Below are 15543 nucleotides of genomic sequence, written 5' to 3'. Positions count from 1 at the left end.
CCACACGCGGCCCGAGCGGTGGCAGCAGCGAAGCGACCTGCTCGATCACCCACCACGACCTCAGCAGCCCCACCCGAAGGACGAAGCAGGCGCGCCGGACTCATGGTGGAACGATCCCTGAGTGAGTGGCGGATGCTGCGGAGGTCTCGCTCGGTGGGCACTCGCGCGGAGCTGACCGATGGGCAGTGGGCGGTGATCGAGCCGATGGTGACGGGGCGGTCGCGGCCGTACCGGATCACCGACAGGTGGTGGAGGGCACCGTGCACCGTCACCGTCACCGGTGCGGGCGCGCGGCGTGATCTGCCGGAACGGTTCGGGCTTGGTCGCTCGATCCGTTCGGTCAGCACTCTGCGGTCTTCTCGGCGTTGTACTCCAGGACGGCGTCGATCCAGAAGTGCAGATCTCCGTCCTCCGTGAGCGCATCCTCGTCGACGGTGATCCAACCCTCGCCCATCGACCTGCCCTTGCCCATCTCCGCTCGGCGGGCACCTTCCACCTTCAGGTACTCGGCATCGCGACTGCGGGACACGCGCACGAGAAGAGCGCCCCCGCCGCCCGAGACGCAGGCCATCATCTCCTCATCGACCATGAACGCGAGGCCACCGAACATCGTCACCTCACGAACGTTCTTCTCATCAGGAACAGCACGGCGAACGCGGCCTGCGAGCTCAGCATCGTGAGCCACTCGTCGTCTCCTTCCTGGCGAACCGAGAAGCGTCGATCCTCCGGTCGCTGACAGACCCGTCTACAGCTCACTTCGGGCTCGAGGCTCCTGCCCGTTCTCGATGGGGACCGGGTCAGGCCAGTCGGCCACGCAACGTCGACACACCGTCGCCGCTGAGGTGGCCGAGTGCGGTCGTGCGGCCGGTGATCGCCAGCAGGAGCGCCTCGGCGTTGCCGCTCACGGTGTCCGCAAGGTCATCTTGGCATGGGAACCAGGGTGTCTCTCGAGTGCGGGTCCAGGCGAGAACTGCGGCCAGGACGACGGCTCCGCGGTGGATGAGTGCGTGTTGTCGTAGCGGGTGGCCAGTGCGCGCCACTGCTCGAGCAGCGCGAAGGAGCCTTCGCCGACGGTGCGCTTCTCGTGGAGCTCGCGGTCGTAGCGGACCGGGCGTCCGCCCTTGCTGCCGCGGCGGGCGCGGTGGCCCTGCTGGTCTGGTCGGCTCCTGGTGTCCCCGGGAGCAGGTCCGGCGGGCTCAGCCGCCGCCGCGGCCGCCATCGGCCGAGCGGGGCTGCACCCCGACGGGGTACGGCACACCGCGGCGTCGCTGGCGATCGCCTCCGGCGCCGACGTCGAGGTCGAGGTCGTCCAGCAGGTGCTCGGCCACGCCTCGGCAGCGATGACGCTGAACCAGTACCGGCACCTGTTCGGCGACCGGTTGGACGAGGTGGCCGAGGCGAGCGCGGCCGCGCGCGCCGCTGCCGTTGCCGTTGCCCGAGTGTTGCCCGAGGCCGAGGTCATCGACCTCGACGACGCCCGGCGGAGCGGTGGATCACCGCTCCGAGCAGGCATTTCACGAAGTGCCCCCGGCAGGATTCGAACCTGCGCACCCGCCTCCGGAGGGCGGTGCTCTATCCCCTGAGCTACGGGGGCTCGCGGTGGGGCAGGGGAGAAGTTACCAGCCCGTCCCACACGCTCCGCCGACGGGCGGTCAGGGCGCGGGCAGCGGCGTCCCGCCCCGCGCGGTCAGCATGCCGACCATCGTGGTGACCTCGGCGGCCTGCGTGTCGGCGATGGAGCCGGCGAGGGTCCGCACGGCCGGCTCGCTCGCGTTCCCGGCGGCGTACTGCGCCATGTCGAAGCCGCCCTGGTGGTGGCGGGTCATCAGGCGGAGGAACTCGACGTCGAACGCCGTCCCCGTCAGCGACCGCAGGTCGGCCAGTTCCGCCTCGGTGGCCATGCCGGGCATGGGGGCGCCGGGGCCCGACGTCGCGGACGTGTCGTGCCCGGCGTGCGCGTCGCCCATCCAGGCCATGTGCTCGCCACCGGAGCGGGACAGGCCCCACAGCGACAGCCAGCCCTCCATCCGGCCGGCCTGGTTGGTCTGCGTGCTCGAGATGTCGAAGGCGAGCTGACGGACCTCCGCGTCCTCGCTGCGCTCGAGCGCCAGGTTGGCCATCTCCACGCCCTGCCGGTGGTGCAGCGCCATGTCGCGGGAGAACCCGGCGTCCACCGAGTCGGCGGCCGGCGTCCCCTCCTGGCCGATGCCCAGCCCCACCGCCAGCCCGCCCCCGAGCGCGACGAGCGCGACGGCGATGACGGCCAGGAGCGCGGCCCGCAGACCGCGCCCCCGTCGGCGTGGAGCCGGGGCCGGCGCGTCCTGGCCGGGACGGACGGCGGTGCCGGTCACCGGGACCTCACTGCGTGCTCGGCGCGCTCGAGCCCTCGGCGGCCGGGGTCGGCGTGGTCGGCGCGTCGGTGGGACCGACCTGCTCGCTCGGGTCGCCGGCCACCAGCGGGTTGGCGATGAAGTCGGGGTTCTCGCAGCTGGCACCGACCTCGGGGTAGGCGCCCTCCACCTCGCTGTTGAAGGTGAGGAAGTCGGCGAACTGCTCGATCCGCGGGTCGTCGGCGGAGTCGACCTTGAGCTGGTGGTTCCAGGACTGCAGGCTCACCGCCGAGTCCAGCCCCACGTAGGGCGACAGCAGCCGCCCGGAGACGCCGTCGACCAGTTCGGACAGCCGCTCGACGTCGCCGCCGGAGACCGCCTCCGGGTCGTACGCGATCCACACCGCGCCGTGCTCCATCGAGTGGACGGCGTTCTCGTGCCGGACGTCGACGTCGTAGACGGTGCCCGTGCAGTCGGCCCAGACGCCGTCGTGCGGGCCGCCGACCGGCGGGGACTGGTCGTACTCGACCGGAGTGGTCACGTGCTCCTGCCCGGCCGCGTAGTCGAAGCTCTCGATCCCGGCGATCTCGTCGATCGCGTCGACCTGCTGGGCGTCGGCCTGGCGCACCTGCACCACCGCGTAGGTGATGGCCGCGGCGGCGAAGACGACGACGGCGACGGCCGCGGCGATGAGGCCCCACGGCCGCTGGTGGGTCACCACCTGCGTCGGCGGTCGCGTGCGGCCCCGGCCGGTGGCCCGGCTCGCCCCCGCGGGGCGGGCGCCGGAGCCGGACCGGCTCGCCCCGCCCCCGGTCCGGCCGGCATCGGGCTTGCGGTCCTTGGCCACGGGCTCTCCTCGTCCTCGGCTCCGTCACCGCCCGGTGGCGGCGGTCGTGTCCACGTGCGCGGCGGCTGGGGTGGTGCTCCCGCGCGGGGCGGCCCAGGATGGGGGCCTCCGGCCCCGCGGCCGCTGCTCACCCGCGAGTCTAGGTCGGCTCCCCGAGGGCTCCCCGCCCGCGCGGGTGCGGCGGGCAGGCGCGTCGCGCCCGCTGCGTACGATCACGCGGTGACACCCGAGCAGTTGCGCGACCTCGTCCGGACCGCTGTCGGGGCGGTCGTCGAGCGCGGCACGCTCGCCGTCGCCGTCCCCGACGACGTCCTCGTCGAGCGTCCCAAGAACCCCGAGCACGGCGACTACGCCACCAACGTGGCCCTGCGCCTGGCCAAGCCGGCCGGCATGCCGCCGCGCGCCGTCGCCGACCTGCTGGCCGAGGAGCTGCGCGCCCAGCCGGGCGTGGCCCGTGTCGACGTCGCCGGCCCCGGCTTCCTCAACGTCACCCTGGCCCAGGGGGCGCTCGGGCAGATCGCGGTGCGGGCGGTGACCGCGGGCGAGGGCTACGGCCGCACCGACGTCCTCGCCGGGCAGCGGCTCAACCTCGAGTTCGTCTCGGCCAACCCCACCGGGCCGGTCACCCTCGGCTCGACCCGCTGGGCCGCCGTCGGCGACGCGCTGGCCCGGCTGCTGGAGAGCAGCGGCGCCGCGGTCAGCCGCGAGTACTACGTCAACGACGCCGGCGCGCAGATCGAGCGGTTCGCCCGCAGCCTGCAGGCCGCGGCACTCGGCCGGCCGGTGCCCGAGGACGGCTACCGGGGCGACTACGTCACCGACGTCGCCGCGCAGGTGGTCGCGGCCGAGCCGGGCCTGCTCGAGCGGCCGGAGGACGAGCAGGCCGCCGTCTTCGCCGCCCGCGGCATCGAGGCGATGGTCGCCGACATCCGGAGCACGCTGGCCGGCTTCGGCGTGCACTTCGACACGTTCTTCTCCGAGAGGACGCTGCACGAGTCCGGCGCGCTGGAGAAGGCGGTGGCCACGCTGCGCGGGCAGGGGCACGTCTACGAGGCCGACGGCGCCGTCTGGCTGCGGACGACGACCTTCGGCGACGACAAGGACCGCGTGCTGGTCAAGGCCGACGGCGAGCCCACCTACTTCGCCGCCGACTGCGCCTACTACCTCGACAAGCGGGCCCGCGGCTTCGACCGGGTCGTGATCATGCTGGGCGCCGACCACTCCGGTTACGTCGGCCGGTACAAGGCACTGGTGGCCGCGGCCGGCGACGACCCCGACACGCACCTCGAGATCCTCATCGGCCAGCTGGTCAACCTCGTGCGCAACGGGGAGCCGGTCCGGATGAGCAAGCGCAAGGGGAACTTCGTGCTGCTCACCGACCTGGTCGAGGCCGTCGGCCGCGACGCCGCCCGGTACGCCCTGGCGCGGGCCTCGGTCGACCAGCAGATCGACATCGACGCCGACCTGTGGAGCCGGCAGACCAACGACAGCCCGGTCTTCTCCGTGCAGTACGCGCACGCCCGGATCTCCTCGGTGCTGCGCAACGCCGCCGACCTCGGGCTGTCGCTGGGCGAGCCCGGGGACGTCGACGCCGGCCTGCTCGCGCACGAGCGGGAGAACGACCTGCTGCGGGCGCTGGGCGAGTTCCCGCGGGTCGTCTCCTCGGCCGCCGAGCTGCGCGCCCCGCACCGGGTGGCCCGCTACCTCGAGGAGCTGGCCGGCACCTACCACCGCTTCTACGACGCCTGCCGGGTGCTGCCCCGCGGCGACGAGGAGGCCGGCCCGCTGACCACCGCGCGGCTGTGGCTGTGCGCGGCCACCGCCGTGGTGCTGCGCAACGGCCTCGGTCTGCTGGGCGTCTCCGCCCCGGAGCGGATGTGAGAGCGCATCCTGCCGGCCCGCTGCACGGCGGCATGACCCCGCCGCCGTCGGTCGGGCTCCCGCCGGCCGACCTCGGCGCGCTCGACCCGCAGGTGTGGCCGCGCTCGGCGGAGCGGGTCGCCGGTGAGCTGCACCTGGGCGGCAAGCCGGTCACCGAGCTGGCGCGCACCCACGGCACCCCGCTGTTCGTCCTCGACGAGGACGACTTCCGCGGCCGCGCCGCCGACTTCGCCACCGCCTTCGCCGGCGCCGACGTCCACTACGCCTCCAAGGCCTTCCTGTGCGGCCAGGTGGCCCGCTGGATCGCCGACGACGGACTGCACCTCGACGCCTGCAGCGGCAACGAGCTCGCCGTCGCGCTGGCCGCCGGCTTCCCGGCCGAGCGGATCGCCCTGCACGGCAACAACAAGTCGCTCCGCGAGCTGCGGCTGGCCGTCGACGCCGGGATCGGCCACGTCGTCCTCGACTCCTTCGACGAGATCGACCGGCTGGTGACGATGGCCGCCGACCGGGTGGCCGCGGGCGGGCGTCCGGTGCCGGTGCTGATCCGCACCACCGTCGGCATCGAGGCGCACACCCACGAGTTCATCGCCACCGCGCACGAGGACCAGAAGTTCGGCTTCTCGCTGGCCACCGGCGACGCGCTGGCCGCCGCGGTCCGGGTGATCCGTGAGCCGGCCCTGCACCTGTCCGGGCTGCACAGCCACATCGGCTCGCAGATCTTCGACACCGCCGGGTTCGAGGCCGCCGCGCACCGGGTGGTCGGCCTGCTCGGCCAGGTGCGCCAGGCCACCGGCGAGGTGCTGGAGGAGCTCAACCTCGGCGGCGGCTTCGGCATCGCCTACCTGCCCGACGACGACCCGGTGAGCCCCGCCGACGTCGCCGCGCGGCTGCGGGCGGTCGTCGCGAGCGAGTGCGCGGCGCTGGACCTGCCGGTGCCGCGACTGGCCGTCGAGCCCGGGCGGGCCATCGCCGGCCCCGGCACGGTGACCCTCTACGAGATCGGCACGATCAAGCCGGTCCGCCTCGGCAGCGGCGGGCACGGCGCACCCCAGGTGCGCAACTACGTCTCCGTCGACGGCGGGATGAGCGACAACATCCGCACCGCCCTCTACGACGCGGACTACACCTGCGTGCTGGCCAACCGCACCTCCGACGCCCCGCCGGCGCTGTGCCGCGTCGTCGGCAAGCACTGCGAGAGCGGCGACGTGCTGGTCCGCGACCTGTGGCTGCCCTCCGACGTGCAGGCCGGCGACCTGCTCGCCGTCGCCGCGACCGGCGCGTACTGCTGGTCGATGGCCAGCAACTACAACTACCTGCTCAAGCCGCCGGTGGTCGCCGTCCGGGACGGCGCCGCCACCGAGGTCGTCCGGCGGCAGACACTGGCGGACGTGTTCGCCCTCGACGCCGTCCTCGCCGACACCCCGGCGCCGTCCCCGGCGATCGACCAGCCCGCCCCCGAGCACCCCGTGGGAGCACGATCGTGAAGCCGCTCAAGGTCGCCCTCCTCGGCTGCGGGACCGTCGGCAGCGCGGTGCTGCGGCTGGTCGAGGAGCAGGCCGAGGACCTCACCGCCCGGGTCGGCCGGCCCGTGGAGATCGTCGGCGTCGCCGTCCGCCGACCCGACCGGCACCCCGACGTGCCCGCCGGGCTGCTCACCACCGACGCCCTCGGCCTGGTCACCCGCGACGACGTCGACCTCGTCGTCGAGGTCATCGGCGGCCTCGAGCCGGCCCGCACGCTGCTGCTGGCCGCCTTCGAGGCGGGCAAGTCGGTGGTCAGCGCCAACAAGGCGCTGCTGGCCGAGGACGGCGTCGCGCTCCACGCAGCGGCGGTCAAGGCCGGCGTCGACCTGTACTACGAGGCCTCGGTGGCCGGGGCGATCCCGCTGCTGCGCCCGCTGCGCGAGTCACTGGCCGGCGACCAGATCCGCCGCGTGGTCGGCATCGTCAACGGCACGACCAACTACATCCTGTCCCGCATGGCCGAGACCGGCGCCGGGTTCACCGAGGCGCTGGCCGAGGCCACCGAGCTCGGTTACGCCGAGGCCGACCCCACCGCCGACGTCGACGGGTTCGACGCCGCCGCCAAGGGCGCGATCCTCGCCTCGCTGGCCTTCCACAGCGCCGTCACCGCCGCCGACGTGCACCGCGAGGGGATCTCCGCGGTCACCGCCACCGACGTCGCCCGCGCCGCGGAGATCGGCTGCACGGTCAAGCTGCTGGCCATCTGCGAGCGGGTGCCGGGGGAGGAGGGTGACTCGGTCGCCGTCCGCGTGCACCCGGCGATGATCCCGACCAGCCACCCGCTGGCCGCCGTCGGCGGGGCGTTCAACGCGGTGTTCGTCGAGGCCGAGGCGGCCGGGCAGCTGATGTTCTACGGGCAGGGCGCCGGCGGTGAGCCCACGGCCAGCGCCGTGCTCGGCGACCTGGTCGCCGTCGCGCGCAACCGGGTGTCCGGCGCCGCGGGGGCCGGGCCCACCGCCTACGCCGACCTGCCCGCTCGGCCGATCGCCGAGACGCCGACCCGCTACCACGTCAGCCTCGACGTCGCCGACGTCCCGGGTGTGCTGGCGACCGTGGCCACGGAGTTCGCCCGGCACGAGGTGAGCATCGCGACCGTCCGCCAGGACGGGCACGGCGACGCCGCCACACTGGTCATCGTGACGCACAGCGCCCCGGACGCGGCGCTGTCGGCGACGATCGCCGCACTGCGGGAGGTGCCCGCCGTCCGCGGGGTCACCAGCGTGCTGAGGGTGGAGGGTCTGTCATGACGGAGACGCTGCGCGGTGCCGTCTCGCCGGTCTGGCCGGGGCTGATCGAGGCCTACCGGTCGCGGCTGCCGGTCAGCGCCACGACGCCGGTGGTGACCCTGCACGAGGGGGCGACGCCGCTGGTGCCGGCGCTCGAGCTGTCCCGCCGCACCGGCTGCGAGGTGTTCCTCAAGGTCGAGGGCGCCAACCCGACCGGGTCGTTCAAGGACCGCGGCATGACCATGGCCATCACCAAGGCCGTGGAGGAGGGCGCGCAGGCGGTCATCTGCGCCTCGACCGGCAACACCAGCGCCAGCGCCGCCGCCTACGCCGCACGGGCCGGCATCGTCTGCGCCGTCCTCGTGCCCACGGGCAAGATCGCGCTGGGCAAGCTCGCCCAGGCGCTGGTGCACGGCGCCAAGCTGCTGCAGGTCGAGGGCAACTTCGACGACTGCCTTGCGCTGGCCAGCAAGCTGGCCATCGACTACCCGGTGAGCCTGGTCAACAGCGTCAACCAGTACCGCATCGAGGGCCAGAAGACCGCGTCGTTCGAGATCGTCGACGTGCTCGGCGACGCCCCCGACGTGCACTGCCTCCCGGTCGGCAACGCCGGCAACATCACCGCCTACTGGCAGGGCTACCGCGAGTACGCCGCCGACGGGACCGCCACCCGCACCCCGCGGATGTGGGGCTTCCAGGCCGCCGGTGCCGCGCCGATCGTCACCGGCCACGTGGTCGAGCAGCCGACCACCATCGCCACCGCCATCCGGATCGGCAACCCCGCGTCCTGGACCAAGGCGCTGGCCGCGCGCGACGAGTCGGGCGGGCGGATCGACGCGGTCACCGACCGCGAGATCCTCGCCGCCTACCGGCTGCTCGCACGCAGCGAGGCGGTCTTCGTCGAGCCGGCCTCGGCCGCCTCGGTGGCCGGCCTGCTCAAGGTGGCTGCCGCCGGGGAGCTCGCGCCGGGGCAGCGCGTCGTCTGCACCGTCACCGGCAACGGGCTCAAGGACCCCGAGTGGGCCATCTCCGGTGCCCCCGTCCCGGTGACCGTGCCGGTCGACGCCGCCACGGCCGCCGCGCAGCTGGGTCTCTGATGGGAGGACCACGTCCTCCCCTCCGCTCGCACGCTCGCGAGGGAACCCGGGACGTGGCCGGATCCACTGTGCGGGTCCGCGTCCCCGCGACCAGCGCCAACCTCGGTCCCGCGTTCGACTGCGCCGGCCTCGCGCTGACCCTGCACGACGTCGTCGGGTTCGCCGTCGCCGACGCCGGGCTCACCGTCGAGGTGTCCGGCGTCGGGGCGGGGGAGCTGCCCACCGACGGGTCGCACCTGGTCGTGCGGGCGTTCCGCGCCGCCTGCGACGTCCTCGGGTGGTGGCCGCCCGGCTTGCGGGTGGTGGCGGAGAACGGCATCCCGCAGGGGCGGGGGATGGGGTCGTCGGCCGCCGCGGTGGTCGCCGGGGTGGTCGGCGCCTTCGAGCTGTGCCCCGACGTCGACGTCCGCGACGACGACGCGGTGCTCCGGCTGGCCACGGAGCTCGAGGGCCACCCGGACAACGTCGCGCCCTGCCTGCTCGGCGGCGCCACGCTGTCGTGGATGACCGACGGCGCCGCGCGCGCGGCCCGGCTCGCGGTCCTCCCCGGCGTGCGGCCGGTGGTCCTGGTGCCGGAGGCCACGCTGCCCACGCACGTCGCCCGCGGGCTGCTGCCCGACACGGTCCCGCACGCCGACGCCGCCGCCACGGCCGGCCGGGCCGCGCTGCTGGTCCACGCGCTGACCCGGGAGCCCGGGCTGCTGCTCGAGGCCACCGAGGACCGGCTGCACCAGCGCCAGCGCGCTGCGGCGATGCCCGGGTCGCTCGACCTGCTCGACCGGCTGCGCGCCGCGGGGCACCCCGCGGTGGTCTCCGGCGCCGGCCCGAGCCTGCTGGTGCTCGCCACGGGGGACGACGACGCGGTGCGCGACGTGAGCTCGCTCACCCCGGACGGGTGGCGTCTCCACCCCCTCGGGGTGGACCCCGACGGAGCCTGCGTGCTGCCCGCTGCACCTGGGGTATCGTCTCGATAACGAGGAACACCCTGCAGCCCAGCGGTGTTGTCCCGTCCGTGGGGTGAGTCTAGTCTTCGGCTCAGCCGCCCCCTCGGGCGAGCCTCGCGCGGGACGTTGCAGACGTTCTCACCCGTCGGCGCTGATCCGCCCCGCACCCATTCGATCCGCCGTCTGTCCCGCTGTCCCGTCATCCGGCCGGACAGGCAGGCGCCGGGTCACCCCCTGCGCTGGTAGGCGCAGGTCACCGCAGGGAAGGACCTGTACGTGAGCGAAACCACCGACCTCGCCACCGTCGGTGCCCCCGAGGGCGCCGGAACGGGCGAGGCCCCCGCCGTCTCCGGGACGGCGGGCCGATCCCGCCGCCGCGGCAGCGGGCTGGCCGGGATGCTGCTCCCCGAGCTCCAGCGGCTCGCGGCCGAGCTGGGCATCTCCGGCACCGGCCGCATGCGCAAGGGCGACCTCGTCGCCGCCATCTCCGCCCGTCAGGTCGGCAGCGGGGCCCCGGGCGGCAGCCTCCCGGCGCCCAGTGCCCCGGCCGACGACTCGACCACCGGGGCGCCCGAGCCGCGCGGCGTCGCCGCGACCGCCGCGCCGGTCGAGGCCCCCGTCAGCGGGGGCGCCAACGGCGGTCCCCTGACCGCCCCGCCGACCACCGAGGGCACCGAGAGCGCGCCCCGCCGCCGCCGCGCGGCCAGCCGCCCCGCCGGTGCACCGACCGAGGGCGCCGCCGAGCCGACCGTGGCTCCCGAGCAGGCCACCGCCGCCGCGCCGGCCGCCCCGCCCGCGGAGCGCACCGAGGGTGAGCGCACTGACGGCCGGTCCGCCGACGGGCAGGGCGAGCGCACCGACGGCGAGCGCACCGACGGCGACCGTCCGGCCCGCCGGGACCGCAACCGCAACGGGCGCGACCGCGACGCCAACGGCCGCGACGGCGAGCGTGCCGAGCGCACCCGTGACGGCAACGGCCGCGACGGTGAGCGCCCCCGTGACGGCGAGCGTGCCGAGCGCCCCGGCAACGTCCGGGACCGCGACGCCAACGGCCGCGCCGACCGCGACGGCAACGGCACCGGCCGCGACGGCAACCGCGGCCCCGACCGCGGCGAGCGCAACGACCGCGGCGGCCGGCCGGACAACCGCAACGACAACCGCAACGAGCGCGGCAACGACCGGGCCAACGACCGCGACGAGGAGGACGACGACCTCGAGGGCGGCCGCGGCCGCCGCGGGCGCCGGTACCGCGACCGCAACCGCCGCGGCGGGCGCGAGCGCTTCGACCAGCCGAACGAGCCGACCGTCAGCGACGACGACGTCCTGCTGCCGGTCGCCGGCATCCTCGACGTCCTCGACAACTACGCGTTCGTCCGCACGTCGGGCTACCTGACCGGCCCGAACGACGTCTACGTCTCGCTGTCGCAGGTGCGCCGGCACGGCCTGCGCCGCGGTGACGCCATCACCGGCGCCGTCCGCCAGCCGCGGGAGGGGGAGCGCAAGGACAAGTACAACGCGCTCGTCCGCCTCGACACCGTCAACGGCCTGGACCCCGAGCAGGCGCGCAACCGGCCGGAGTTCACCAAGCTGACGCCGCTCTACCCGCAGGAGCGCCTGCGGCTGGAGACCGAGCCGCACCAGCTGACCACCCGGGTCATCGACCTGGTCATGCCGATCGGCAAGGGGCAGCGCGCGCTGATCGTCAGCCCGCCCAAGGCCGGCAAGACGATGGTGCTGCAGTCGCTGGCCAACGCGATCACGACGAACAACCCCGAGTGCCACCTCATGGTCGTCCTCGTCGACGAGCGGCCCGAGGAGGTCACCGACATGCAGCGCTCGGTGAAGGGCGAGGTCATCGCCTCGACCTTCGACCGGCCGCCGTCGGACCACACCACGGTCGCGGAGCTGTCCATCGAGCGGGCCAAGCGCCTGGTCGAGATGGGCCACGACGTCGTCGTCCTGCTGGACTCGATCACCCGCCTGGGCCGCGCCTACAACCTGGCGGCCCCCGCCAGCGGGCGCATCCTCTCCGGTGGTGTCGACTCCACGGCGCTCTACCCGCCCAAGCGCTTCCTCGGCGCCGCCCGCAACATCGAGAACGGCGGCTCGCTGACCATCATCGCCTCGGCGCTGGTGGAGACCGGTTCCACGATGGACACGGTCATCTTCGAGGAGTTCAAGGGCACCGGTAACGCGGAGATCAAGCTCGACCGCCGGCTGGCGGACAAGCGGGTCTTCCCGGCCGTCGACGTCAACGCGTCGGGCACACGCAAGGAGGAGATCCTCATGTCGCCCGACGAGCTGGCCATCGTCATCAAGCTGCGCCGCGTGCTCGGGGCGCTCGAGCCCCAGCAGGCGCTGGAGCTGCTGCTCGACAAGCTGCGCAAGACGCGCAACAACGTCGAGTTCCTGATGCAGATCCAGAAGACGACGCTCGGCCCCGGGAACGACTGAGGAAGGACCCTCCTGTCCCCCACCCCTCGGGCTCGGGGTGGGGACAGGCGGGCCGCTCCAGCACGGCACCAGGCCACCCGCCGGCGGGCCCGGCCGATCAGGGATACTGGTCGGCCGAGCCCGCGCCGCGCGGCCGGAATGACCGGCCGGCCCTCGGCGTTCGACCACCTGAACGGCACAGACCCCGGAAGAGGCGATATGAAGCCCGGCATCCACCCCGAGTACCACACCACCACGGTGACCTGTGGTTGCGGGAACACCTTCACCACCCGCAGCACGGCGCCCGGCGGTCAGCTGACCGTCGAGACCTGCTCCGCCTGCCACCCCTTCTACACCGGCAAGCAGCGCATCCTCGACACCGGCGGCCGCGTGGCTCGCTTCGAGAAGCGCTTCGGCAAGCGCGGCGCGAACGCCGGCAAGTAGCACCCCCGACGGCGCCCGTCCCACCTCGTGTGGGACGGGCGCCGTCGTCGTGTCCAGCCCCTGTCCCGCCCGTGCGCTCCCGCGGGAGTCACACCCGCCAGAGAGGTCCCCGATGAGCAGCCCCACCGACGCCGCACCCGACCGGCTGCGCGGGCTGCTCGACGAGCACGCCGCCCTGGAGACCGAGCTGGCCGACCCGGCCGTGCACACCGACGCCGCCCGCGCCCGCCGGCTGGGCCGCCGCTACGCCCAGCTCGCCCCGCTGGTGGAGACCGCGCGGGCGCTCGACGCCGCCCGCGACGACCTGTCCGCCGCCCGCGAGCTGGCCGCGGAGGACCCGTCCTTCGCCGAGGAGGCCCGCGGGCTCGAGGTGCGCATCGAGGAGCTGACCGACCGGCTGCGCTCCCAGCTGCTGCCCGAGGACCCCGACGACGACAAGGACGTCATCCTCGAGATCAAGGCGGGTGAGGGCGGCGCGGAGTCGGCCCTGTTCGCCGGCGACCTGCTGCGCATGTACCTGCGCTACGCCGAGCGGCGCGGCTGGGCCACCGAGGTGCTCGACGCCGTCCCCGCGGACCTGGGCGGCTACAAGGACGTCGCGATCGCGGTGAAGTCCCGCACCGACGAGGGCATCTGGTCCCGGCTGAAGTTCGAGGGCGGTGTCCACCGCGTGCAGCGGGTGCCGGTCACCGAGTCGCAGGGCCGCATCCACACCTCCGCCGTCGGCGTCCTCGTCCTGCCCGAGGCCGAGGAGGTCGACGTCACCGTCGACCCGAACGACCTGCGCATCGACGTCTTCCGCTCCTCGGGCCCCGGCGGGCAGAGCGTGAACACCACCGACTCCGCCGTCCGCATCACCCACCTGCCCACCGGCATCGTGGTCAGCTCGCAGAACGAGAAGAGCCAGCTGCAGAACCGCGAGTCGGCGCTGCGCGTGCTGCGCTCCCGGCTGCTGGCCGCGGCCCGCGACGAGGCCGCCGCCACCGCCAGCGACCAGCGCCGCAGCCAGGTCCGCACCGTCGACCGCAGCGAGCGGGTGCGCACCTACAACTTCCCGGAGAGCCGCCTCTCCGACCACCGCGTGGGGTTCAAGGCGCACAACCTCGACCAGGTGCTCGACGGCGAGCTCGACCCGGTCATCGACGCCCTGACCCGGGCGCACACCGCCGAGCTCCTGGCGGCCGGCTCCTGAGCCCGCGTCCGCTGCTCGCCGACGCCGCCCGCCGGCTGGCCGAGGCAGGCGTCGAGTCGCCCCGGGTGGACGCCGAGCTGCTGCTCGCCCACGTCCTCGACGTGCCGCGCGCCCGCCTGCTGACCCTCGACGACGTGCCGGACGGCGCCGCGGCCCGCTTCACCGCGCTGCTCGACCAGCGCGCCGCCCGCGTGCCGCTGCAGCACCTCACCGGCCGGGCGCCGTTCCGTCACCTCCAGCTGGCCGTCGGGCCCGGCGTCTTCGTGCCGCGGCCGGAGACCGAGCAACTCGTCGAGTGGGCGCTGGTCTGCCTGGCCGACGTCCCCGAGCCGGACGTCGTCGACCTCGGCAGCGGATCGGGCGCCATCGCGCTGTCGATCGCCGCCGAGCACCCCGGCGCGCGGGTCACCGCCGTCGAGCGCGACCCCGGCGCGATCGAGTGGACCCGGCACAACGCCGCGCTGAGGTCCGCCGCCGGTGACCGGCCGGTCACCGTGCTGGCCGGCGACATGACCGACCCGGCGCTGCTGACCGACCTCGACGGCACCGTCGACCTCGTCGTCTCCAACCCGCCCTACGTCCCCGACGGCGCCCGCGTGCCGCGGGAGGTCGCCGACCACGACCCGCCGCTGGCGCTGTGGGGCGGCCCCGACGGCCTCGACGTCGTCCGCGGGCTGCTGCGGACCGCCGCCCGGCTGCTGCGTCCCGGCGGTGCGCTGGGCATCGAGCACGCCGACCAGCAGGGCGGGGCACTACCGGCCCTGGTGCGGTCGGCCGGCGGCTGGACCGACGTCGCCGACCACCCCGACCTGGCCGGGCGCCCGCGTTTCACCACCGCCCGGCGGGCGGCGGGACCGGCTGGGGGAGACTGACCGCCCGTGGCCGATCTCTACGACTGCACCGACCCCGAGGCGCGCGCCGCCGGGCTGGACGCCGCCGCCGCGGCGATCAGCCGCGGCGAGCTGGTCCTGCTGCCCACCGACACCGTCTACGGCGTCGGGGCGGACGCCTTCTCGCCCGCCGCCGTCACCGGCCTGCTCGCCGCGAAGAACCGCGGCCGCGCGATGCCGGTGCCCGTGCTCGTCGGGGAGGCCTCCACCCTGGCCGGCCTCGTGATGACCGTGCCGCCGGTCGCCTCCCGGCTGGCCGAGGCCTTCTGGCCCGGCGGGCTGACCCTCGTGGTCGAGCACGCGCCGTCCCTGGCCTGGGACCTCGGGGACGCCGAGGGCACGGTCGCCGTCCGGCTCCCCGACGACGACGTCGCGCGCGACCTGCTCCGCCGCACCGGTCCGCTCGCCGTCTCCAGTGCCAACCGCTCCGGCCGGCCCGCCGCGACGACGGCGCAGGAGGCGGTCGACCAGTTGGGCGAGCACGCCGCGGTCGTCCTCGACGGCGGTCCGCGGACCGGGTCGGCGGCCAGCACGATCGTCGACTGCACCGGTCCCGTGCCGCGGGTGCTGCGGATCGGCGCGGTGCCCGTGGCGGCGCTGCGGGAGGTCGTCCCGGAGACCACCGACTGAGAAAGGACCCCCCTGCCCCCCACCGCTCGCACGCTCGGGGACGCCCTGGAGGGGCCGGGTCTCTGCTCCCGCTCGGTCACAGGTGGGAGCGCTACCGTGGGTC

At 74.8% G+C, this 15543-nt stretch carries 13 protein-coding genes, 1 tRNA gene and 1 pseudogene; 11 read left to right on the top strand and 4 right to left on the bottom strand.

All coding sequences use genetic code 11. The features are described from left to right. Window positions 1–340 precede the first annotated feature (340 nt). On the bottom strand, window positions 341–685 hold the full coding sequence (locus ABQ292_RS00195; protein WP_369202009.1) for a TfoX/Sxy family protein: 345 nt from the start codon (window positions 683–685) through the stop codon (window positions 341–343). A gap of 484 nt (window positions 686–1169) precedes the next feature. Here ABQ292_RS00195 and ABQ292_RS00190 point away from each other — a divergent pair. After that, a pseudogene (locus tag ABQ292_RS00190) lies at window positions 1170–1355 on the top strand (hypothetical protein); the annotation flags it as partial. Between the two features lie 167 nt (window positions 1356–1522). Here the strand turns inward: ABQ292_RS00190 and ABQ292_RS00185 are convergent. From ABQ292_RS00185 to ABQ292_RS00175, 3 genes are all read right to left on the bottom strand, one after another. Next, a tRNA-Arg gene (locus ABQ292_RS00185) sits at window positions 1523–1594 on the bottom strand. Between the two features lie 58 nt (window positions 1595–1652). After that, a complete protein-coding gene (locus tag ABQ292_RS00180; protein ID WP_369202007.1) occupies window positions 1653–2351 on the bottom strand; it encodes a DUF305 domain-containing protein in 699 nt (232 codons plus the stop codon). A 7-nt stretch (window positions 2352–2358) separates the two neighbouring features. Further along, window positions 2359–3177, bottom strand: coding sequence for a thioredoxin-like domain-containing protein (locus ABQ292_RS00175; RefSeq protein WP_369202005.1), 819 nt, complete (start codon window positions 3175–3177; stop codon window positions 2359–2361). Between the two features lie 219 nt (window positions 3178–3396). Here ABQ292_RS00175 and argS point away from each other — a divergent pair, with 219 nt between their 5' ends. The 10 genes from argS to ABQ292_RS00125 all read left to right on the top strand — a co-directional run bounded on the left by argS (window position 3397) and on the right by ABQ292_RS00125 (window position 15440). Further along, on the top strand, window positions 3397–5058 hold the full coding sequence (gene argS / locus ABQ292_RS00170; RefSeq protein WP_369202003.1) for an arginine--tRNA ligase: 1662 nt from the start codon (window positions 3397–3399) through the stop codon (window positions 5056–5058). Between the two features lie 32 nt (window positions 5059–5090). Continuing rightward, window positions 5091–6545 carry a diaminopimelate decarboxylase gene (gene lysA, locus ABQ292_RS00165; protein ID WP_369202001.1) on the top strand — a complete coding sequence of 485 codons (1455 nt, stop codon included), beginning with the start codon at window positions 5091–5093 and terminating at the stop codon, window positions 6543–6545. Further along, window positions 6542–7831 (top strand): homoserine dehydrogenase, encoded by a 1290-nt coding sequence (locus tag ABQ292_RS00160; protein WP_369201999.1) that lies wholly within the window; start codon window positions 6542–6544, stop codon window positions 7829–7831. Before lysA ends, ABQ292_RS00160 begins: the two co-directional genes overlap by 4 nt. Then, window positions 7828–8907 (top strand): threonine synthase, encoded by a 1080-nt coding sequence (gene thrC / locus ABQ292_RS00155; RefSeq protein WP_369201997.1) that lies wholly within the window; start codon window positions 7828–7830, stop codon window positions 8905–8907. The genes ABQ292_RS00160 and thrC overlap by 4 nt, the downstream gene beginning before the upstream one ends. A gap of 53 nt (window positions 8908–8960) precedes the next feature. Continuing rightward, window positions 8961–9881, top strand: coding sequence for a homoserine kinase (gene thrB / locus ABQ292_RS00150; protein ID WP_369201995.1), 921 nt, complete (start codon window positions 8961–8963; stop codon window positions 9879–9881). Window positions 9882–10127: 246 nt separating this feature from the next. Continuing rightward, complete coding sequence (gene rho, locus ABQ292_RS00145; RefSeq protein ID WP_438940553.1) at window positions 10128–12305, top strand: transcription termination factor Rho; 2178 nt, start codon at window positions 10128–10130, stop codon at window positions 12303–12305. A gap of 198 nt (window positions 12306–12503) precedes the next feature. Next, window positions 12504–12728, top strand: a complete 225-nt coding sequence (gene rpmE, locus ABQ292_RS00140) for a 50S ribosomal protein L31 (RefSeq protein WP_091327662.1) — start codon at window positions 12504–12506, stop codon at window positions 12726–12728. Between the two features lie 112 nt (window positions 12729–12840). Beyond that, on the top strand, window positions 12841–13920 hold the full coding sequence (gene prfA / locus ABQ292_RS00135) for a peptide chain release factor 1 (RefSeq protein ID WP_369201992.1): 1080 nt from the start codon (window positions 12841–12843) through the stop codon (window positions 13918–13920). After that, window positions 13917–14792, top strand: coding sequence for a peptide chain release factor N(5)-glutamine methyltransferase (gene prmC, locus ABQ292_RS00130; protein WP_369202239.1), 876 nt, complete (start codon window positions 13917–13919; stop codon window positions 14790–14792). The genes prfA and prmC overlap by 4 nt, the downstream gene beginning before the upstream one ends. A 6-nt stretch (window positions 14793–14798) precedes the next feature. Further along, window positions 14799–15440, top strand: a complete 642-nt coding sequence (locus ABQ292_RS00125; protein ID WP_369201990.1) for an L-threonylcarbamoyladenylate synthase — start codon at window positions 14799–14801, stop codon at window positions 15438–15440. Window positions 15441–15543 lie beyond the last annotated feature (103 nt).

This window comes from Geodermatophilus maliterrae (assembly GCF_041018925.1).
Lineage (GTDB): Bacteria > Actinomycetota > Actinomycetes > Mycobacteriales > Geodermatophilaceae > Geodermatophilus > Geodermatophilus maliterrae.
Note: the sequence above shows the minus strand (reverse complement) of the source record. Positions and strands in the feature narration are given on the sequence as shown.

Excerpts from the sequence above, each read along its gene's own strand:
- lysA (WP_369202001.1), top strand. The coding sequence starts at position 5,091 with ATGACCCCGCCGCCGTCGGTCGGGCTCCCGCCGGCCGACCTCGGCGCG.
- thrC (WP_369201997.1), top strand. The coding sequence starts at position 7,828 with ATGACGGAGACGCTGCGCGGTGCCGTCTCGCCGGTCTGGCCGGGGCTG.
- rpmE (WP_091327662.1), top strand. The coding sequence starts at position 12,504 with ATGAAGCCCGGCATCCACCCCGAGTACCACACCACCACGGTGACCTGT.
- prfA (WP_369201992.1), top strand. The coding sequence starts at position 12,841 with ATGAGCAGCCCCACCGACGCCGCACCCGACCGGCTGCGCGGGCTGCTC.